General features: G+C 62.4%; 20 protein-coding genes. 16 read left to right on the forward strand and 4 right to left on the reverse strand.

The window, feature by feature from the left end; all coding sequences use genetic code 11:
* Positions 1-14: 14 nt before the first annotated feature.
* Together PLO63_05930 and PLO63_05935 are read right to left on the reverse strand one after the other, a co-directional pair.
* Positions 15-482, reverse strand: coding sequence for an ATP-binding protein (locus tag PLO63_05930; protein ID HOI73672.1), 468 nt, complete (start codon positions 480-482; stop codon positions 15-17).
* Positions 457-831, reverse strand: a complete 375-nt coding sequence (locus PLO63_05935; GenBank protein HOI73673.1) for a DRTGG domain-containing protein — start codon at positions 829-831, stop codon at positions 457-459. Before PLO63_05935 ends, PLO63_05930 begins: the two co-directional genes overlap by 26 nt.
* A 200-nt stretch (positions 832-1,031) precedes the next feature.
* Between PLO63_05935 and xerD the strand changes: the two genes are divergently transcribed.
* From xerD to rapZ, 12 genes are all read left to right on the forward strand, one after another.
* The gene (gene xerD / locus PLO63_05940; protein HOI73674.1) at positions 1,032-1,922 is read left to right on the forward strand and encodes a site-specific tyrosine recombinase XerD; all 891 of its coding nucleotides are present in this window, start codon (positions 1,032-1,034) and stop codon (positions 1,920-1,922) included.
* A 3-nt stretch (positions 1,923-1,925) separates the two neighbouring features.
* Complete coding sequence (locus PLO63_05945; protein ID HOI73675.1) at positions 1,926-3,926, forward strand: tetratricopeptide repeat protein; 2,001 nt, start codon at positions 1,926-1,928, stop codon at positions 3,924-3,926.
* A gap of 65 nt (positions 3,927-3,991) precedes the next feature.
* The gene (kdsA, locus tag PLO63_05950) at positions 3,992-4,831 is read left to right on the forward strand and encodes a 3-deoxy-8-phosphooctulonate synthase (protein ID HOI73676.1); all 840 of its coding nucleotides are present in this window, start codon (positions 3,992-3,994) and stop codon (positions 4,829-4,831) included.
* Positions 4,824-5,381, forward strand: a complete 558-nt coding sequence (locus PLO63_05955) for a phenylphosphate carboxylase subunit delta (GenBank protein ID HOI73677.1) — start codon at positions 4,824-4,826, stop codon at positions 5,379-5,381. The genes kdsA and PLO63_05955 overlap by 8 nt, the downstream gene beginning before the upstream one ends.
* Before the next feature lie 147 nt (positions 5,382-5,528).
* Positions 5,529-6,098 (forward strand): LPS export ABC transporter periplasmic protein LptC, encoded by a 570-nt coding sequence (gene lptC, locus PLO63_05960; GenBank protein HOI73678.1) that lies wholly within the window; start codon positions 5,529-5,531, stop codon positions 6,096-6,098.
* Positions 6,082-6,657 carry an LptA/OstA family protein gene (locus PLO63_05965; GenBank protein HOI73679.1) on the forward strand — a complete coding sequence of 192 codons (576 nt, stop codon included), beginning with the start codon at positions 6,082-6,084 and terminating at the stop codon, positions 6,655-6,657. The genes lptC and PLO63_05965 overlap by 17 nt, the downstream gene beginning before the upstream one ends.
* 1 nt (position 6,658) lies before the next feature.
* Positions 6,659-7,381, forward strand: a complete 723-nt coding sequence (gene lptB / locus PLO63_05970; GenBank protein HOI73680.1) for an LPS export ABC transporter ATP-binding protein — start codon at positions 6,659-6,661, stop codon at positions 7,379-7,381.
* A 60-nt stretch (positions 7,382-7,441) separates the two neighbouring features.
* Positions 7,442-8,920: an RNA polymerase factor sigma-54 gene (gene rpoN, locus PLO63_05975; GenBank protein HOI73681.1), complete on the forward strand. Its 1,479-nt coding sequence runs from the start codon at positions 7,442-7,444 to the stop codon at positions 8,918-8,920.
* 100 nt (positions 8,921-9,020) lie between these two features.
* Positions 9,021-9,557: a ribosome-associated translation inhibitor RaiA gene (gene raiA / locus PLO63_05980; protein HOI73682.1), complete on the forward strand. Its 537-nt coding sequence runs from the start codon at positions 9,021-9,023 to the stop codon at positions 9,555-9,557.
* 17 nt (positions 9,558-9,574) lie between these two features.
* Entirely contained in the window at positions 9,575-10,033 is a 459-nt protein-coding gene (locus PLO63_05985) for a PTS sugar transporter subunit IIA (protein ID HOI73683.1), read from the forward strand.
* 352 nt (positions 10,034-10,385) lie between these two features.
* The gene (locus PLO63_05990) at positions 10,386-10,943 is read left to right on the forward strand and encodes a hypothetical protein (protein HOI73684.1); all 558 of its coding nucleotides are present in this window, start codon (positions 10,386-10,388) and stop codon (positions 10,941-10,943) included.
* Positions 10,940-11,809 carry an RNase adapter RapZ gene (gene rapZ / locus PLO63_05995; GenBank protein ID HOI73685.1) on the forward strand — a complete coding sequence of 290 codons (870 nt, stop codon included), beginning with the start codon at positions 10,940-10,942 and terminating at the stop codon, positions 11,807-11,809. The genes PLO63_05990 and rapZ overlap by 4 nt, the downstream gene beginning before the upstream one ends.
* A 7-nt stretch (positions 11,810-11,816) precedes the next feature.
* Here the strand turns inward: rapZ and PLO63_06000 are convergent, their stop codons facing one another.
* A complete protein-coding gene (locus tag PLO63_06000; protein ID HOI73686.1) occupies positions 11,817-13,145 on the reverse strand; it encodes a M23 family metallopeptidase in 1,329 nt (442 codons plus the stop codon).
* A 248-nt stretch (positions 13,146-13,393) separates the two neighbouring features.
* Between PLO63_06000 and PLO63_06005 the strand changes: the two genes are divergently transcribed.
* From PLO63_06005 to fdhF, 4 genes are all read left to right on the forward strand, one after another.
* Positions 13,394-14,305, forward strand: a complete 912-nt coding sequence (locus PLO63_06005) for an SAM-dependent methyltransferase (GenBank protein ID HOI73687.1) — start codon at positions 13,394-13,396, stop codon at positions 14,303-14,305.
* 110 nt (positions 14,306-14,415) lie between these two features.
* Positions 14,416-16,695, forward strand: a complete 2,280-nt coding sequence (locus PLO63_06010) for a CHAT domain-containing protein (protein ID HOI73688.1) — start codon at positions 14,416-14,418, stop codon at positions 16,693-16,695.
* A gap of 69 nt (positions 16,696-16,764) precedes the next feature.
* Entirely contained in the window at positions 16,765-17,337 is a 573-nt protein-coding gene (locus PLO63_06015) for a nitroreductase family protein (GenBank protein HOI73689.1), read from the forward strand.
* A gap of 241 nt (positions 17,338-17,578) precedes the next feature.
* Complete coding sequence (fdhF, locus tag PLO63_06020; protein ID HOI73690.1) at positions 17,579-20,266, forward strand: formate dehydrogenase subunit alpha; 2,688 nt, start codon at positions 17,579-17,581, stop codon at positions 20,264-20,266.
* A gap of 103 nt (positions 20,267-20,369) precedes the next feature.
* Here the strand turns inward: fdhF and PLO63_06025 are convergent, their stop codons facing one another.
* Positions 20,370-21,038 carry a hypothetical protein gene (locus PLO63_06025; protein HOI73691.1) on the reverse strand — a complete coding sequence of 223 codons (669 nt, stop codon included), beginning with the start codon at positions 21,036-21,038 and terminating at the stop codon, positions 20,370-20,372.
* Positions 21,039-21,099: the final 61 nt, after the last annotated feature.

The following is a 21,099-nucleotide window of genomic DNA, read 5'->3' on the forward strand; positions in this document are numbered from 1 at the left end:
TATCCCGCCCTTCTTTAAATTCCGTCGAAGACCTTGTCGATCTTGATCACCATCTTCAGATGGGTGCCTTTCCCCACATCGGAGGAGATTCTGAAGAAGTCGGAGAAGTTCTTGATGTTGCAGAGGCCCATGCCGGCGCCGAATCCCATCTCCCGGATCCGCTGGCTGGCCGTCGACCATCCCTGCTGCATGGCGAGCTCGATGTCCGGGATCCCATCCCCCTCATCGATGGCTTCGATCAGCACATAATCCGGCTTTACCTGGATGTGGATATGTCCTTTCCGTGCGTATGAAACGATATTGATTTCCGATTCGTAGGACACCAGCGCCACCCGGCGGATGATCTCGCTGGAGAGCTTCATCCTCTTCAGGATGGCTTTGATCTGGCTCGATACCTGTCCGGCCTTGTCGAAATTGCCTCCCTCAACGGGAAACCTGTTTTCGTACAGACTTGCATCATGGGCGAACACGTTCTTCGTCAACCCTTTCCATGCATCCGACGATTCCCCTCTGATACAGGCGGCCAGCCGTTTCAAAGAGAATGAATTGGGTCGTCAGGATGGGAATTTTCAGTTCCTCGGCCAGCGTCAGGGTCTCCGGCGATGGCTTTTTCCCTCGAACGAGGATGATGGCGGCGATGTCCAGCACGTCGGAAGTCCTGACCACCTGTGGATTCGTCAGGCCCGTCAGGAGGAGGCTCCCGGCCTTGGCAAAGGCCAGGACGTCGCTCATCAGGTCCGCTCCGAAGGCCGTCCTGACTTCCTTGTCCAACTGTTCCTGTCCCACAAGCACTTCGGCATCCAGGATTTCTTTAACCTCACGCAGGGTCACAGTGTTCTCCTTGGGAGTGTTTTTCCGTTTCCGCGGACAGGGATCCGAAAACCTGCGGAAATAGGGTCCAAACTGATGAGACATGGCTGATTACCATAGGCCTCCCGTTGCTGTCAACCTGTTTAAGGCATTCAGAAATGAGGCGTTTTGGCCCAAAAAAGCTTTTGCGTCCCCCGGGCAATTCCGTTAGAAGGGGGGCCATGGAAAACTGGGTGGACCGATACATGACCTTCCTGTCGGTCGAGAAGGGGGCTTCCCTTCACACCCTCGATGCGTACAGCCGCGACCTGAACCGCCATGTCGCATTCCTGCGGTCCCTGGGGAGGAAAGGGTGGGCGGATGTTACGACGGACGACATGCTCTCCTTTCTCACCCGTCTGCGGGAGGAGGGATTGAAGGCCCGTTCCGCCAACCGGGCCCTGGCTGCGCTCCGGGGCTTCTACCGCTTTCTTCTGCGGGAAGGGGTGCGGGAGGAAAACCCCCTGGCGGACATCCACCACGGGAAGGTATGGATGCACCTCCCCGATACGGTGTCCCGGCAGGAGATGGAGAATCTTCTCCGCCAGCCGGGCCTGGACAGGCCGGAGGCCGTCCGGGACACCGCCATGCTGGAGATGTTTTACGCCTCGGGGCTCCGGGTTTCCGAACTGGCGTCCCTGACGCTGGGCAGCATCAACTGGCAGGTAGGATACCTGGTTACATTCGGAAAGGGAGGGAAGGAACGGGTCGTGCCGGTCGGGCGCGTCGCCCTCTCCGTCCTGAGGCGTTATGTGGAAGAGGTCCGTCCGGGCCTGCTGAAGGGCGGGGATACGGACGTGCTTTTCCTGAACCGCCAGGGGAGGGGGCTTTCCCGCCAGGGATTGTGGAAGCTGGTCAGGCGGTACGCCGAACGGGCGGGGATCCGGAAAAAGGTTTATCCACACACGTTCCGCCATTCCTTCGCCACCCACCTCCTGGAGGGAGGGGCGGATCTCCGTTCCGTACAGCTCATGTTGGGGCATGCGGACATATCGACGACGCAGATATACACGCACGTCACCCGGGAACGTCTCAAGGATGTGCACAGCCGGTTTCACCCACGGGGGAAATGACCGATGAAAAGGCAGGGCAGAGAGCAAGGGAGCCGATCCCCCCTCTCGGGGCGGCGGATTGCCCTGATCACGGCGGGAATTCTGGTTCTGGGCATCCTGGCCGCCGGAGGACTTTCCCTGGCTTTCTCCCGCACCGGTGCGGCATCGCCCCTCGAACGGCTCGGGGGTGTTTTTTCCTTCTACCTGCTGGGACAGCCGCCCCGGGTGTATGGCCTGGAGGGAGAAAAGAACGGGTCTTTCTTCACGATCCGTCCCGGTGATGCCCTGGAGGTTACCTATCGGGACGAGTTTATCCTCCGGGGGGTCGCCAGCGATTCCCTGGCAGGAAGCGGCATTGACGTCCGGATCGAAGGATTCGAGGAAAAGACGGCCCTGGGCGTCCTGTTCAAGGGCCTTTCCTTTGTGGACCGGCGGACGGGGGAGCGGGCCGAGCCGGGGAAGGCCGGATCAGGCGAACCGGCGCGGGTTTCCGTGCTGTACAACGGGCGGGAAGCGGCCGTATTCTATATCCGGGCCTCCCTGACGGCGCAGGATTTCCTGCGGTATGCCCGGGCGGCCGAAGACAGGAAGGAGAAGATCCATTTCCTGCAACAGGCCCTGGCCCTGACTCCGTCCGATACGGAGGTGCGGCACGAGCTGGCCTCGGAGCAGGAGAAGGCCGGCCGGGTCGATGAAGCCGCGGCGGCCTACGAGGAGATCCTGAAGGCAAAGCCCGCCGATGAAGCGGCCCTGACGGCCCTGGTTAAGATCTACCTGTCCCGCAGCGCCTACGACCGGGTCGTGAGCCTTTGCACACGAGCCGTTGCAACGAACCCGAAAAGCGCCCCCGCCCATGCGGCCCTTGCCCTTGCCCTCCAGATGCAGGAAAAATTCGATGAAGCGGCGAAGCATTATGAATCAGCGCTGCAGCTGGATCCGAACAACACATCCGTCCGGTTTCGCCTGGGGGAAGTCTATGACCGGATGAAGAAGTCGGGGAAGGCGGGGGAGCAGTACCGCCGGGTTCTGACCGGGGCGCCCGCGGACCGGGATGCCATTCTGGCGCTGGCCTTGACCAAGCTGAAGGCGGGAGACCACGATGAAGCAATCTACTGGTACAAGGCCTACCTGAAGCAGAATCCGAAGAGCGCAGCCGCCTGGGCGAACCTGGGCCTGGCTTATGGCGGCAAGGGGCGGGGGAAGGAGGAGATCGAAAGCTACCGGAAAGCCCTCGCCCTGGATCCGAAAAACGCCGTTGTTCTCTCCAACATGGCCCTTGCTTACGAGAAGGCGAATCAGGTCCGGGAGGCCACCGATACCTGGAAAAAGGTCCTGAAAGTCCGTCCGGGGGACTCCGGTGCGGCCTCCAGGCTCGGAGAGCTGGCCCTCCGCGAAAAGCGGTACCGGGAGGCTGCATCCTATTTTGAGACGGCCCTGAAGGAAAGCACCCGGAAGGGGCCGCTGCATACCTCCGCGGCGACCGCGTACGCGGAGATGAAACAGTACGGCAAGGCCGTCGAGCATTACGAAAAGGCCATCCGCAACGGAGTCAAGGATCCCGAAATGCATCTGGCAATGGCCACGGCCTATCAGCAGCTGGGAAAAAACAAGGAAGCCGAGGCTGCATACGGCAAGGCGGCCGCCTCCGGAGCTTCCAGGGATGTCCTGGCAAGGGTGGCCGCCGTACATCTCCGGGAAAAGCGCTACGATCAGGCGGCCAAAATCTACCGGGAAATGATCCGCCGGTTTCCCGGGAAGGGCCGGTCCCATGCCGGCCTCGGCGATGCCCTGTACCTGAAGGGAGACATGGACGGCGCCGCCGATGCGTATCGGAAAGCCGTCCGGCAGGATCCCCGGGAAATCGGGGCCTGGATGGGCCTGGGAGCGGTTCATGAACGGAAAGGGAACCTCGAAGAGGCCCTGAAGGCCTACCAGAGGGCCTGGGAACTCAACCCGGATCTCAGTCAGGCGGCCCGAAAGGCCCGGGAGATCCGCATCCGCCTGCTGGAAAAAAAGCAGGGATAGCAGGTCCCTCGAACAGGGAGCTTCATCCGGGGCCGCTCCCGGATGCATAAAGGAGAGATAACGGCATGAAGCCTGTGGACGTGAGTGGAATCCGGTTCGGCGGCGGGGCGCCTTTCGTCCTGATTGCCGGTCCCTGCGTCATCGAAGAAGAAGGGAGGACCAGGGACATCGCCCGATTCCTCCGGGATCTGGCGGGTGAGCTGGGCATCCCGTTCATCTTCAAGGCCTCTTATGACAAGGCGAACCGGAGCGCCCGTGATTCCTTCCGCGGACCGGGTCTGTCGGAAGGCCTCCGCATTCTGGAGGAAGTCCGGAGGGACGTCGGCTGTCCCGTCCTGTCAGACGTCCACCGGTTCGAGGAGATCGACGCGGCGGCGGCCGTGCTGGACGTGGTGCAGATCCCGGCCTTTCTCTGCCGGCAGACGGATTTCGTCATGGAAATCGCCAGGAAGGCGCGGGTGGTGAACATCAAGAAAGGGCAGTTCCTGGCGCCGTGGGACGTGTCCAATATCGTGGAGAAGCTAAAGGCGGCGGGAAACGGGAGGATTCTCGTAACGGAGCGGGGCGCCAGTTTCGGGTACAACAACCTGGTGGCGGATTTTCGCTCCCTGCCGGTGATCCGCTCCCTGGGATATCCCGTGATTTTTGACGCCACCCACAGCGTCCAGCTGCCGGGAGGGCTGGGAACCGCCTCGGGGGGGCAGCGGGAGATGGTTCCCTTCCTGGCCCGTGCCGCCGCCGGAGCCGGCCTGGACGGCATCTTCATGGAGGTCCATCCCGATCCCGACCGTGCATTGTGCGACGGGCCGAATTCGCTGGCGCTGAAAGACCTGCGATCCCTGCTTACGGTTCTCAGGGAGATCGATCGTATCGTGAAAAGGAGCATGGATACCGCAAATGGATAAGCTTCAGGATATGCCCTGGAAGGAAAAGCTGGAGAAGGTGAAACTCCTGATCCTGGACGTCGATGGCGTGCTGACGGACGGCCGGATCATCATGGATGACAACGGCCGGGAGATCAAGCATTTCGACGTCCGGGACGGACACGGCATCAAGCTCCTCCAGCGGTACGGCATTGACGTCGTCTTCCTGACGGGGCGCCGATCGGCCGTCGTGGAGCACCGGGCCCGGGACCTGGGCGTGGAGGAAGTGCACCAGCAGATCTGGGACAAGGTCGCCGCGTTCGAGGGAATTCTCGAGCGGCGGGCCCTCCAGGCCGACCAGGTGGCCTTCATGGGGGACGACGTGGTCGACATCCCCCTGCAGAGGCGTGTTGGATTCTCCGCCGCCCCGGCAAGTGCGGAGGATGTGGTCCGTCGCTCCGTCGATTTCGTGTCCGGACGGCCGGGAGGCCGGGGGGCCGTGCGGGAGGTGTGCGAGTTGATCCTCCGTGGGCGCGGGTTCTGGGATGAGATCGCCCGGCGATATGAATTTACTCAACTGGTTGATATGTGATGGTATTTGTTTCGGCTTTACAGGGCCTGCCTTTCGGTGATATAAAATTTCCCAGGTATTGCCGCCCCATATCCACCTTCTGTTCGGGTTTTGAACCGACCGTGTAGGATGCTGAAGGGACTGTTCACGTCAAAATGGAAGAAGAGGATGCTCCTTTTTTCGGGAGCTTTCCTGGTTCTCGCCGCCGCCGGGGCCTGGTGGCTCATCAAGAACCGCGAGACGGTTCCGAAGCAGGCCTTGCAGATCATGGCGGAGAACGTGGACCTCCAGGTCCAGAACGTCACGTACACCGACGTGGGAAGCTCCGGAGAAAAATGGGAGGTGAAGGCGGACAGCGCCCGGTACATGCGCGACGAGAAGATCGCCCTCTTTGACAGGGTGAAGATCCGGCTGATCCTGGCCGACGGCCAGACGTTCAACCTGACGGGAGACCAGGGCCGCCTCAAGACGGACCTGAAGGACATGGACATCACGGGCAACGTGGTGATCCTTTCCGACCGGGGGGACCGGTTCACGACGGACCGTCTCCAGTATGTCCATGGGGAGAAGAAAATCTACACCCAGTCTCCGGTCACCATGGAGAACGACCGGATGAAAATCCGGGGCGTGGGCCTGACCCTTCGGCTGGACAGCCGGGACCTGAAGCTCTCTTCCCGGGTCGAGGCGGAAACAAAGCCGGCGGGGGCGGCGGGGGGAAATCATGACAAAAAACGCTGACAGTTCCGTGATTCGGATGGCCGCGACGATCCTCGTTGCGGTCTGCCTGGCCGCCGGCGTCGCCTGGGGACAGGCAAAGGTTCCGGTGAGCCGCAGCGAGCCGATCCAGATCGTCTCCGACCGCCTGGATGCCTACGATGAAAAGAAGCTGGTGGTTTTCTCCGGGCATGCCGTGGCCGTTCAGGGCGACAAGGCCATCCGGGCCGACAGCATATCGCTTTTCTATAAAAAGGAAGGCCATCAGGCCGGACCGAAGGCCTCCAAGGGACCCGACATGGGCGGAGGAGACCTGGACCGGGTGGAGGCGAAGGGACACGTCATCATCACACAGGGGCCGAAGACGGTCACGGGGGACTTCGCCGTCTATTTCCAGGATGCCCAGAAGATCGAGATGACCGGGAACGCGGTCCTGAAAGAAGGCCGCAGCACGATCCGCGGCGACAGGGTCATCGTGCTTCTGGACGAGGGGCGGGGCTTCGTGGAAGCCGGGGAGTCCAAGCGGGTCATGGCGACGATTTATCCCTCCGAAAAATCCCAGCCGGGAAAGAAGAAGCCGTGACATGGAGCGGCTGACGGCGGAGGGACTCGTCAAGGTCTACAGCGGCCGGCGAGTCGTCGACGGCATTCACCTGGAGATTCAACCCGGAGAGGTCGTCGGGCTGCTGGGACCGAACGGAGCGGGGAAGACCACGACGTTTTACATGGTCGTCGGGCTCATCCGACCCGACGGAGGACGGATTCTCCTCAACGGGGAGGAACTGACGGGCCAGCCCATGTATGTCCGGGCCCGAAAGGGGATCAGCTATCTGCCCCAGGAGCCGTCGGTCTTCCGGAAACTGACGGTGGAGGAGAACATCCTGGCCATCCTGGAGACCCTGGAGATGGAGCAGGGGGAACGGGAGGAGCGACTCCGGGATCTTCTGGACGAGCTGGATCTGACGCCGCTTCGGTCCAACCGGGCCTATTCCCTCTCCGGAGGCGAGCGGCGGCGGGTTGAGATCACGAGGGCCCTGGTTACATCCCCGAAATATATCCTTCTGGACGAGCCCTTCGCGGGAATCGATCCCCTCGCCGTTGCGGATATCCAGAAGATCATCGGCCAGTTGAAAGCAAAAGGGATCGGGGTGGTCATTTCCGATCACAATGTCCGGGAGACGCTTTCCGTCTGCGATCGGGCTTACATTGTCAATGAAGGGATGGTTCTGGTGGAAGGGGACCCCGACACCATCGCCTCCTGCGAGATCGCCCGGAAGATATACCTCGGGGAAGGATTCAGCCTGTAACAGGCGGTTTGTGGGGAGGAACGGGATTTTCCTCCGTACCGCGGGCCGCAGGCAATCGATATGGCTCTGGAACTGAAACAAAACCTGAAGTTGACCCAGCAACTGGTCATGACGCCCCAGCTTCAGCAGGCCATCAAGCTGCTGCAGGTGTCGCGCCTGGAGCTTGTGGATGCGATCAACCAGGAAATGCAGGAAAATCCCCTCCTGGAAGAGCTGACCGGAGAAGAGTACAGCGTGACGGAAACCCCGGCCGAATCGGATGATCTCAAGACGGTTGAAGGGGAAGAGATCAAGCTGGCGGACCACACGGAGGAGTTGACCGGCGAGGGAGACGGCAAGACCGAGTTTGACTGGGACAATTATCTTGAGGACTACGGATCCGTCGGGGTCACCTACGACCGCTCCGGTGAGGAAGGGCCAGCCTGGGACAATTTCCTGACCGCGCAGACGTCGCTGACGGATCACCTCATGTGGCAGGTCAAGCTTTCGCGGATGAACGAAAGCGAGATGGCCGTGGCGGAGCAGATCGTGGGGAACCTCGATATGAACGGCTACCTGGTCGCGACGGTGGAGGAAATCGCCGCCCAGTCGGGGACGCAGCCGCCCTTTGTCGAGGGCGTTCTCCGCAAGGTTCATGACTTCGATCCTCCCGGCGTTGCAGCCCGCGACCTGAAGGAGTGTCTTCTTATCCAGGCCAGGGTTCTCCGGGCCGGACCCCTGGTGCAGTCGATCATCCGGGATCACCTGAAGGAACTGGAAATCAAGAATTACAACCAGATCTGCCGGAAACTGAAGGCCTCCGCCGAGGACGTGGAGGCGGCGATCCTGGTTATCATGAACATGAATCCCAAGCCGGGCGCCCTCTACAATGAGGAAAAGGCCCAGCCCGTCATCCCGGACGTGTTCGTCTTCAAGGCGGGGGATGAATACAAGATCGTCCTGAACGACGACGGCCTGCCACGGCTCCGGATCTCCAATTTCTACCGGGAGGTCATGGCGGGCCTCAGCGGCAGCACAAACTCCGAGGGGAGCCGCCGCTACATCCGGGAGAAGATCCAGTCCGCCACGTGGCTGATCAAGAGCATCCAGCAGCGGCAGAACACCATCTACAAGGTGACCGAGAGCATCCTCCGGTTTCAGCTGGATTTCTTCGAGCAGGGAGTGTCCTTCCTGAAGCCGCTCGTTCTCCGGGACGTGGCCGATGACGTGGGAATGCACGAGTCCACCATCAGCCGGGTCGTATCCAACAAGTACGTCCATACCCCACGGGGGATCTATCTCCTCAAGTATTTCTTTTCCAGCGGCATCCATCGGACCTCCGGCGAGAACATCGCCTCCAAGAGCGTGAAGGAGGAAATCCGGAAGCTCATCCAGGCGGAGGATCCCCGCAAACCGTTGAGCGACCAGGAAATCGTCCAGCGCCTGGAGGCCGGGGGAATCGCCATCGCCCGACGGACCGTGGCCAAATACCGCGAGATGATGGGCATCCTTCCGTCTTCCAGGCGAAAAAGGCTCATCAAGACACAAAAAACAGATTGACATTTCAGAACCCCATTTCTATAAAGCGCATCTTTGCCGTCGGGGGGGTGATGCCTCTCGGCGGCGGACTCCCTGAGAAGGATTGTAGGAGGATGGAACGATGAAGATAACGCTTACCTTCAGGAACACGGGCGGGGAGGACTGGTTCAAGCAGGTCGTCGACGAACGGCTGGGCAAGCTCCAGAAATACCTGGATCACCCGGCAGAGGCCCATGTTGTGTTGTCCGTCGAGAAATTCCGGCATGTCGCGGAGATCAGCCTCTCGGCTGACGGGGCGAATGTAATCGCCAAGGAAGAAGCGAAGGACATGAACACGGCGATCGACAACGCCGTCGAGAAGGTGGAGCGCCAACTCAAGAGGCACAAGGAAAAGATCCGAACCCACAAGACCGGTGCGGGCCGCAGTGAAGAAAGAGTGCTGGTGGTCGAGCCGGTCGACGAGGACGAGGCCCGCGGTTCCCGGGTTGTGGAAACCCGGAAGGTCGTGCTCAGCCCCATGTCCCTGGACGATGCGGTCCTGGAGATGGATTCCGTGAAAAACCGCTTCCTGATCTACCGTGACATCGCCACGGAAAACGTCAGGCTCCTCTACCGGAGGGAGGACGATAATTACATCCTGATCGAGACGAACGGTTAGCGCACGGGGATGGTGGCATGAAAATTCTCGATATGATCAAAACCGGGTATGTCATCGAAGAGCTTCAGGCAAAGACGAAGCGCGATGTCCTTACCGAACTGTCGTCGGTTTTTCTGCGTGACCTGTCGTGTGATCCGGAAGAAATGGTGTCGATTCTCCTGGAGCGGGAAAAGCTGGGAAGCACCGGCATCGGGGACGGCATCGCAATCCCGCATGGAAAGATGGGCTCCATGAAGGAACTCGTCGTTGCCTTCGGACGGAGCCGGAAAGGTATTGATTTCAATGCCATGGACGGCAAGTCCGTCCACCTGTTTTTTCTCCTGATGGCCCCGGAAAATTCGGCGGGCCTGCATTTGAAGGCGCTCGCCAGAATATCCCGGATGCTCAAAGACGGGGCGTTCCGGAAACGGCTGCTGGATGCCCGTTCCGAGCAGGAACTGCGGGCGGCCATCGCTGAAAAGGACGAAGCACCGTAGCAAGCCGCTTCATCAATACTGGACGGTCATGGCGGCATTGACCATACGGGATCTCGCGGAACCATTCCATAACCTCCTGGGGATCGAGGATGCCGGTGGAATCGAATGCCCAAGCCGGCAAATCCGGACCGGCCGGTTGCGGGTGCTCGATCCCCTGTCCCGGGGTGAGCCGCTCCACCCGGGGACCATTCCCATCCTCCAGCCCGAAGGGCTGGTTCAGTTGTCCGGCCTTTCCGAATCGCTCAAGGGATCCCTGTTCCGGTCTCTTGTCCGAGGGGGGGCGCCGTGCCTTCTCTTGTCTTCCGCTTTTTCAATCCCCCCCTTCCTGATACGCCTTTCCCGGCGGTTTCGTATGCCTGTGCTGGCTTCCTCCCTGGAGGGAGCCCACCTGGAAAGCCGTTTCAAGGGCCTGGTCCGCGAGCATTGTGACGGGATCAGAAGGGTCCACGGCTGCCTGGTGGTTGTGTCCGGGATCGGCATCCTGATCACAGGTGAGCATGGAACGGGAAAGACGACGACGGTCCTCCGGCTGGCGGAATGGGAAGGTGGAGCATGGGTCGCCGATGACGCCGTGGATCTTTCCCGTCGCGGGGAGGCCGTCTATGGCCGCGCTCCCGGACGCATCCGCGGTCTCGCGGCGGTTCCGGGGCGGGGCATTGTCCGTGTCTCCCGCCTTATTCCCGGGGTACGGATCCGGGAAGAGGCTCCCGTCGGCGGGGTGGTCCGCCTGGTCCGACGGGACGGGGAGCGGGATGGAGAATGGTCCGGGACGGGGGAGCGGTGCGAGGCGTACCGGATTCTGGGACTTGAACGACCGTTTTGCGAACTGGCCGTACAGGAAGGGGAGCCGGCGCACCGCCGGATCGCCGGCTGGGCGGCCTCACTCGATTCGGGAGGGATGAAACCATGAAAAGGCCCCGTGTGGTCATCGTGACCGGCCTGTCCGGCTCGGGAAAAAGCACGGCCTTGAGGGCACTGGAGGACATCGGTTTTTTCTGCGTGGACAACCTGCCGGTGGTTCTGCTTCCGGATTTCCTGGAGATTCAGGCTGTTGAGGAAAAGGAAATCACCCAGGTGGCCCTGGTCATGGACCTGCGGGAAGCCGGTTTCCTGGAGCGGTATCCGGAGATTTTCGAACTCCTGAAGGAAAAGGGATACCGGATCGAAGTGCTGTTTCTCGACGCCGGCAACGAGGCCCTCCTGCACCGGTTCAGCGAGACAAGGCGCATGCATCCCCTGGCGATGAAGGGGTCCGTCATGGAGGGGATCCAGGAGGAGCGCAGGAAAATGACTGCGCTCAAGGACATGGCCGACACGGTGATCGATACGACGTTCCTGAACGTGCACCAGCTCAAGGACGCCGTTCAGCGGGCCTTTCTGCCACCGACAACGACCCGCCGGATCATCCTGCACGTCCAGTCTTTCGGGTACCGCTACGGCCTGCCGGCGGATGCCGATATCGTCCTGGACGTGCGGTTCCTGCAGAATCCCTACTTCGTGGAGACCCTCAAGCGCCTGGACGGCCATGTATCGGCGGTTCGGGAGTACGTGCTGGCATCCGAGGAGAGCCGGGCGTTTCTCGAACAGCTCCTGTCGCTCCTCACCTTCCTCCTCCCCCTCTACGAGAAGGAGGGGAAGCCCCGCATCAACGTCGCCATGGGATGCACGGGAGGCCGCCACCGCTCCGTCGTCATGGCCAACGAGCTGGCGGCCCATTTCGCCGACCAGGGCTACCTGGTCAGCACGACCCACCGGGACATCAACAAGAGCGGCTGATCCTTCCCTACGGTGTCGCCGCCAACTTTGCCGTCACGTTGTCCTTGATCCAGTGGGGATCCCACCACTCCGTCGGGTTCACGAACTCTCCCGCCACGAGGATGGAGAAGTGGAGATGGTCTCCCCCGGCAAGGCCCGTCAGGCCGCTCGTTCCGAGGACCCCTCCCTTTTTCACTTCCTGGCCGTTCTTCACCTGGATGCCTGTCAGGTGGGCGTAGAGGCTGAACAGCCCCTGTCCGTGGTCGAGGATCACCGCATTCCCGTAAATCCCGAGGGGGCCTGCGAAGACCACCAGGCCGCTGTTGGCTGCCTCGATCGGGGCCTGGGCGGTGGACGCCAGGTCCACGCCCATGTGGGTGCTTTCGCCCAAAGACTGGCCGTTGTACCGGTAATAGCGGTGGTCGCCGAACTGGGCCATCGGTGCCGCGTCCTTCATGCGGAGGAAAGGGCCTTCCCACAGCTGTTTCGGTACGGACCGCTGGCAGATGGAGAAGATCGTTTTCGCGTTTTCCTCGCGCAGCTTGGAATTGACGTAGACAAACGTCTCGACCGGGGTCTTCCCGCGCAGCTCCGGGATGGCCGCCTGGAACTCCGGCATCTTCTGTTGGAAGAAGGCGTCGCCCAGGGACATCTCGTCGCTCCGGAACTTCTTTTCCAGGATGAGGGCCGGCAGGGTGACCGCACCCTCGTTGCCCGCTGCATCCCGGGCCACGACCTGGATGCGGGGCCTGGCGGTCGCCGCACCGACGGGTAGGGCGAAGTAGACGACCTCCAGCGGCTTGCCTCCGGCATCCGCTGTGAAGGCAGGGAAGAAACGCCGGTCCACCATGACCCCGCTCATGATGACCGGCTTGGACAGCCGGTATGTCACGAGGCAGGTTCCGCCGGGGTTGATGTGGTTCATGGCGCCGGTGAGAAGGATCTGAGGCGGGGTGATGTCGACCTTGACGGGCTTCGTGACGACGGCCGTGTTCGCCCAGAGGGAATGGTCGGTGGCGGTGATGGTCAGGGTCGCCGAGCCCTCCTGAAGCTTCCAGTGCCACGGATCAAGGGGCAGGGAGAGGATTTTCTCGCGGACTCCCCGCTGGGGGAAATCCTCCGCCGCGATGACCTGGGTCCGGGTTCCCTGGGAGAGCGTCACGACGGCCTTTTTCAGGCCGCTGCCGGAGTCGCGGAAGGTGATGCCCAGGACCTTCTGCCTCCCCACGAGGCTGACATCCTGGTCCAGGTCGATCCGGGGCTTCTGGAACTCGCCCACGGTCAGGAGGAACCAGGCCGCCCCCCCCAGCACCAGGACCGCGGCCACTCCAATGATCATCCACTTGTTTGGTTTCACAACCGACCTCCCCGCCAGAATTGGCGCCGGCAGGCGTGCACACACCTGTTCTCCCGGCGTCCGGCGTGGTCTTTCTATAAAGGCTTTGCAGAGCCTTTTCAAGCGAAACGGGCCGCCGGCTTCACCGCTTCCATGGGAACCCGTCCCGCTGCAATGCAGTGGTTGTCTGTCTGCCGGTTTCCCTGTAAGATGCATTTCGCAATCATTATCGTTCCGAAATAGAATGACAGCGAAAAAAAAGGAGAATTATGAACAGGCGTGCGGAAGCGAATCCAACCGGGAATGCCGTTGAGCATCAGCCTTCACAGACCGCGATGGGGACGGTTTTCCTGCGGGCCATGGCGGCGGTGGACAGGAGAAGCGGCATCCGGGGCCCCGATGACCTGGCGCAGCACTTCCTGCCCGATGACCGCAGGATCATTCTCCAGGATCCGGCGCTCAGGGGATGGGTCATCCGGAACTCCGTTTCTCCAGGGATGTACGAGTTCCTGATCGCGCGGACGGCTTACTTCGACGGCATCGTGAAACTGGCCCTGGCCGCAAGGGTTCCGCAGATCGTCTTCCTGGGGGCGGGGTATGACAGCCGGCCCTACCGTTTCCGGGACCTGATCGGGGAAACGCGGATTTTCGAAATGGACATGCCGAAGATCCAGGAGCACAAGCGGAAACTGCTGGAGCGGGCGCGCATTCCCATCCCGGAGCAGCTCACGTTCGTTCCCGTCGACTTCCGGACCGGCGGCATTGGAGGAAAACTCAGCAAGGCGGGATTCGATCCGGGCCTGGAAGCGCTCTTCGTCTGGGAGGGGGTCACGTATTACCTTCCCGGGAAGGCCATCAACAACACGCTCAAGGCGATCAGGGATCATTCGTACCCGGGGAGCACCGTCTGTTTCGACTATGCGTCCCGCTCTCCCGAAAAACAGGGGAGCGACCGGGTGCAGAAATTGAAGGATAACATGAAATCGAGCTATCCCGAAGAACCGGCCTGTTTCGCCTTGCGGGACGGGGAGATCGAATCTTTCCTGGAGAAGAGGGGCTACAGGATCCTGGAGAACCTCACGTCGGAGGATATGGAGGCGAGATACCTGAACCTGCCCGATCGTGCCCTGGCGGGGACGGTTCCTTCCGTGTTCTCCTTTGTCTGGGCGGAGCTTCTGTGACCGTCCCGTACCGGAAAAGGAATGGATCGCAAGGTTTCCCCGTGCCGGGAGCAGGAAACCGGGCCGTACGGGACATCGGATGCAGACTCTTGACCGCCGAAGGAGGAACGATGAGAAAAATCGCCACCGGAGTACTCTGGCTCCTCGTTGTTGTGATGCTCTGCGGCTGCGGCGCCCTTGGCCGGGACATCGAGGTCAGCTCCCTCATGCAGAAGAAGAAGCATCACGAGGCAATCCGGATGCTCCAGGGGGAGCTGGATGCGAAGATGGAGGTGTCCTCGTTCCGCCTCTATCTACTGAGCGCGGCCTACTATGAAGTCCGGGACTACGAACGCCTGCTCACGACGGTGGACCTGATGGAGCGCAGGATCGCCGGCGGCGACGCCGAGATCTACGGCGCAAATCTCGCCCCGTATCCGGGGATCATGCGCGGCTTCGCATACCTGGATCAGGGCGACTTCGAGAAGGCGGTGAAGGCGGCCTCGGAGGCCCATGCCGTCCTGGAGCGGATCGGCTCGCGGTCCAACGGCTTTTACACCTCCCAGCTCATCGACATAAACGGCATCCTCGGCGTCGCGCAGGCCAACCTGAACCGCTTCGCCGAAGCGGATCGCTGCCTCGATGTCCTCAAGCGCAAGGAAATGGGGCAGGGCATCCTGGGGCCGGAGCAGCACATCGCCATCGCCCGGGTCTACATGGCGAAGCGGCAGTACCGGGAGGCCCTGGCGGCGATCCAGGACCCGGCGGCCAAAGCGTTCGGTCCGGCCACGGTTTTCTACGACCAGACCTTCCAGGAACTCCCGAAGTTTTTCATCCTGACCAAGTGCCTCTATGAAACGGGACGGATCCGGGAGGCCGGGGAGGGATACGACCAGCTTCTGAGGCATCCCCAGATCAAGCAGGTCGGGGGGCTGTACTGGCCGGTCCTCCTGGACCGCGCAAAGATCGCCCGCGCCGGTGGACAGGACCGGGAGGCCGAGGCGATGCTCCGGGAGGCCGTCGAGGTGATCGAGAAGCAGCGGTCATCCATCCGGTCGGAGGCCGGGCGGATCGGGTACGTCGGCGACAAGCAGGCCGTTTACCAGGAGCTGGTCACGCTCCTCGTGGCCGGGAATCGTCCCGCCGAGGCGTTTGAATACGTGGAGCGCGCCAAGGGCAGGGCACTGGTGGACCTCCTGGCCTCCCAGGACATCCGGCCCCGCACCGGGAGCGCGGAGCAGGTCGGCACCTCCTACCGGGAGCTTGCCCGGGCCGAGCGGGATCTCGGTGTCGTGGCGGATCCCGCGGGTGGAAACGACACGGCACGAACCCGTGGGATCGCCGTCTCCCTGAAGAAGGACCTGGCCTCCCAGGCCCCGGAATTCACTTCTCTCGTGGCCGTTACGGGGACCCCGCTTGGCGAGATCCGGGACCGGCTTGCGCGGGACGAAGCGCTAGTCGAATATTACGAGGCCGGCGGGGAGTGGTTCGTCTTTGTCCTGAAGCGGGACGGCATCGCCGTCAAAGGACTGGGCAAGCCCGACCTGGAAAAGGACGTCCGGGACTTCCGATCGGCGCTGACCAACCCGGCCTCCCGCGATTACCTGGCCCGCTCGCAGAATCTCTACCGGAAGCTGATCCAGCCGGTGTCCGGCCTGCTGGAGGGGTCGCGGCTGACCGTCGTTCCCCACGGGCCGCTGCACTACCTGCCCTTCAGCGCACTGCACTCAGGCCGGGAATACCTCGTCGACCGGGCGGGCATCCGGATCCTGCAGACCGCCGGCATTCTCCGGTTCATTCGCAGCAGGCCCCGGGCGGCGCGGCCGGTGGTTCTTGTCATGGGCAATCCCGATCTGGGGGACCCCAAGTACGATCTGAAGTATGCCCAGGAGGAGGCCAGGGCCATCGCCCGGCTCATGCCCGGCGCCACCCTCCTTCTGCGCGAACGGGCAAAGGCATCCGTCCTCACCGGCCGCGCCGGGCAGTTCGACATGATCCATTTCGCCGCCCACGGCGTCTTCGATCCGGACGATCCGCTCGGCTCGGCGCTGCTCCTGGCCGGGGACGATGCAGGGAGCGGCTGGCTCCGGGCGCGGGATCTGTACAACCTCAACCTGAATGCGGACCTGGTGACGCTCAGCGCCTGCGAGACGGCCCTGGGGAAGATCACGAAGGGCGATGATGTCGTCGGTTTCACCCGGGGCTTTCTCTATGCCGGGGCCGGCTCCATTGTCTCCACGCTCTGGAAGGTGGACGACCGGGCGACGAAGGACCTGATGCTGGATTTTTACGGCCGGATCCTCAAGACGGACAAGGGAGAGGCCCTGAGGCAGGCCCAACGGAACGCCATGAAGAGGCACCCCCATCCGTTCTACTGGGCGTCGTTTCAGTTGACGGGCAATTCCCAGTGACGGGAGCCACGGGGGCGGAGGCGGGTTGAAGGATCGCAGATACCATGAATACTTTCCGGGAGGTGCGGTATGGACGTATTTGAGGCCATCCGGGGACGCAGAAGCTGCCGCCAGTTTCTGCCGGATCCCATCCCCGAGGACAAGATCATGCAGATTCTGGATGCGGCGGTTCGGGCGCCGTCGCCGGCCAACAACCAGCCGTGGGAATTCGTCGTGATCACCAGTCCGGACGTCAAGAGAAGGATCCACGATGAATCACTGGCCGTGAAAAAGGCGCTGTACGAAAAAAGCGGCTGGTCCTGGATCGACCGGTACAGGGCCGATTTTCTGCTCCAGGCGCCGGTCCTCGTCGCGGTCATCGGCGACCCGGAAAAGACGGGAGCCCACAAGTTTCACGAGGGGACGGAAACGGTCTACCAGCATGCCTGCGCCGCGGCGATCCAGAACATGCTGCTGGCGGCGCACGCCCTTGGCCTGGGAAGCCTCTGGTTCACCCTCTTCGACCGGGCGGTCCTGGCGGAGATCCTGGGGATCGGGCCGTCCAGGCTTCCCCTGGCACTGATCTGCCTGGGGCTTCCGTCCGGGGAAACGCTTCAGACACCGCGAAAGGCGGCCGCGGACAGGACCACCTTCATCCGCTGACATCATCGGCCGGTCTCCCGCGGGCATCCGTGCGGTGGATTACCGGTTCTGTTGAGAGGACGCTCCGCTCCTTGGCGGAATGATCCGGTGCATAGCCCTGCCTTCGCAAACGAGAGCGGGATCGACCCCGTTCCCTCCTGTTCCCTTCCTTGACATTCCTCCCGCCACCTTGTAATAAAACGCAAAGAATATGGCATAGTTAGGTTAAAAATAGCATAGATGTCCGTAAGGGAGGTCCTGTATGAATTCATTCACGCTAAACGGGAGAGAGGCGACGTTTACTCCGGGCCAGTCCATCCTGGATGCAGCCCGGGATAACGGTGTCGAAATCCCAACTCTCTGCTTTCTCAAGCAAAATGCCCCCACGGGGGCCTGTCGGGTATGTCTCGTGGAGGTGGCCGGAGCCCGCACCCTCATGGCGTCCTGCTCGACACCGGTGACGCGGGGCATGGAGGTCCAGACGGACACCGAGCGTGTTCACGGCGCCAGAAAGCTGGTCGTGGAGCTCCTCCTGGCCAGCGGTCATCATGACTGCCTGGTCTGCGAGGCCAACGGAAACTGCCGGCTCCAGGATCTTGCCTATCGCTACGGGATCCGGGAACTGAAATTCCCCCGATCCGAGGAGCGGTACCCCGTGGAGGATGAGAATCCCTTCATCGTGCGTGATTTCAGCAGGTGTATCCTCTGCGGACGCTGCGTCCAGGCCTGCAACGAGGTCGTCGTCAACCGGGCGATCAGCCTCGGCTATCGCGGCGCCAGGAGCAAGATCGTCACCGGCGGGGACATGCCCTATCACGAGAGCGAGTGCGTGATGTGCGGCCAGTGCGTGCAGGTCTGCCCGGTCGGGGCGCTGACGGAGAAGAAGGCCACGGGGCTGGGCCGACCCTGGGAAACGGAGAAAATCCGCACGACCTGCCCCTACTGCGGCGTAGGCTGCCAGATTCACCTTCATGTCAGGGACGGCCGGATCGTCAAGGCGACCGGCGTGGAGGAGGCGGAGCCGAATCACGGTCGCCTCTGCGTCAAGGGTCGCTTCGGGTACGACTTCATCTACTCGAAGGAGCGGCTCACGACGCCCCTGATTCGCGAGGGAGAGGGCTTCCGAGAGGCCTCCTGGGACGAGGCGCTCGATCTCGTCGCCGACCGCCTGAAAGAGATCATCGCCAAGCACGGACCGGACAGCGTTGCCGGGGTGAGCTGCGCCCGCAGCCTCAACGAGGACTCCTACCAGATGCAGAAGCTCTTCCGGGCGGTGTTCAAGACGAACAACATAGACCACTGCGCCCGAACCTGACACGCCCCCACCGTCGCCGGTCTGGCGACTGCATTCGGTTCCGGTGCCATGACGAACTCCTTTTCCCACTTCGCCAAGGCGAAGATGATGTTCATCATCGGGTCGAACATGACGGAGGCCCATCCCGTCGCGGCGACCTTCGTCAAGGAGGCCGTCACGGGCGGCGCCCAGCTCATCGTCGTCGACCCGAGAAGAACGCCGCTGTGCGATTTCGCGAAGATCCACGCTCCGATCCGGGTCGGCTCGGACGTGGCCTTCCTCAACGGCCTGATGCACGTCCTCATCCAGGAGGATCTCTATGACAAGGAGTACGTGAACTCCTGCACCACCGGCTTCGACGAGCTGAAGGAGAAGGTGATGGAGTATCCGCCGGAGCGTGCCGCGGAGATCAGCGGGATCCCCGCCGACCGGATCCGCGAGATCGCCCGAACCCTGGCCTCCGTCAAGCCGGCCATGCTCATGTACACGCTCGGCATCACAGAGCACACCTGCGGGGTCAACAACGTCCTGTCCTGCGCGAACCTCCAGATGCTCCTCGGCAACGTCGGCTTCGAGTGCGGCGGCGTGAATCCGCTGCGGGGCCAGAACAACGTCCAGGGGGCCTGCGACATGGGCGCCCTGCCCAACGTCTTCCCCGGGTACCAGAGGGTGGACAATCCCGAGGCGCGGGCGAAGTTCGCAAAAGCCTGGGGCGTGGAGGACCTGCCCGCGAAGCCGGGCCTGATGATTCCCCGGATGATGGACGGCCTGGTGGACGGAAACGTGAAGGCCTTTTACATCTTCGGCGAGAACCTCGCCAATACGGAGCCGGACATCCGGCACGTGGAGCACTGCCTGGAATCGGCGGAGTTCCTGGTCTGCCAGGACATCTTTCCCACTGAGACGACCCGGTTCGCCCACGTGATCCTGCCGGCGGCGGCCTGGAGCGAGAACGATGGAACGTTCACGAGCAGCGAGCGCCGGGTGAACCGCGTCCGCACCGTCCGCCCTGCACCAGGGTCCGCCATGCCCAACTGGTGGATCTTCCGGGAGCTGGCCAAGCGGTTCGGCCATTCCTGGGAATCGGACAGTGCCCGGGAGATCTGGGACAACGAGCTCTCCGCGCTGGCCCCGTCCATGGCCGGCATCAAGTATGCGCGCCTGGAGGAAGACGGCCTCCAGTGGCCCGTCCCGAGCGAGGAGAGCTGCGGGACGACATTCCTTCATCATGACGGATGCTTCACCTGCGGGCTCGGCGTTTTTTCACCGGTCGACTGGACGCCCCCGGCGGAGCAGCCCGACGGCGAGTATCCCTTCGTTCTCAGCACGGGCAGGCGCCTCTACCATTACCATACGCGCACCCAGACGGGGCGCTGCGCCGGCCTGAACGACCTGCTCGGGGAGGAGACCGCCGACATCAGCCCGCAGGACGCGCGGAATCTGGGTATCGGCCACGGGGAGATGATCCGTGTCCGGTCCAGGCGCGGGGATGTGAAGGTCCGGGCGAACGTAACGGGGCAGGTGCCTTCCGGAATGGTCTGGATGGCCTTTCATTTCCGGGAAGCCTGCGCCAACTGGATCACGAATCCGGCCTTCGATCCGATTACGCAGACCGCCGAATACAAGGCCTGCGCGGTGGCAATCGAAAAAATGTAAGGCGGCGGGCTTGGCTCAAACTTGACGAGAGGGGGACGGATTTCAACTCTGTCCCCCTCTCGATTCTGAGGAAGCGGGGCGGAATTGAAATCCGCCCCGTTTCCTATTTCACGGTATAGCCGCGGCCGTCGAGGCAGGCGGCCATCGCCCGCTGGTAATCGGCCCGATCCTTCCGCACCTTGTTCGCGGTTGACGCGCCCGGGGGCTGTGTCGGATCGAACCCTGTCTGGTCGACGGCCCAGCGATGGCAGGCATAGCGGTCGTCGGCCTGCTGCTGCTCACTCTGGCCCTGGCGGGGATAGACGAACAGCTCATCTGCCGCCGGCGGCGCCTGGCTGGCCTCTTCCTTCGGCGGTGCCACGACGACGTAGCCGTTCCCGCGGTTCACGTAATACACCTCGTTGGCATAGTAGTAGGGAGTTCTCCCCACCCAGACCGTCGTATGGTAGGGCGGCAGGAAGGGAACGATCAGCCCCACCGGCGGCGCGACGACCACGAAGTTGGGCCCTGACGGCAGATACCAGGCGCCGTCTGAGAAGTAGTAGCTCAGGCCGCCATAGACGACGACACGGTGACGCGGCGGCAGGACCCGGATATGCCGGCCCCGGTACGGATAGGCCCGGTTGTGGTGATAGCGCATGTCCCGGTACTCCCATTGACCGCGAGGGCCGGGGCGTGGCGGCTGCGCCGGTGCCGTCTCCACGGTCGCCAGGAACAGGACGGACGTAAGGAGGGCCGCCGCCAGCCCGGACAAAATGCTTCTATGTTTCATGAAATTCATCGACATGGCGATTCCCTCCAGCCCGCAGCGGGTCAAACGGAAGCAGGGGCAC

The organism is Syntrophales bacterium (genome assembly GCA_035363115.1).
Taxonomy (GTDB): domain Bacteria; phylum Desulfobacterota; class Syntrophia; order Syntrophales; family PHBD01; genus PHBD01.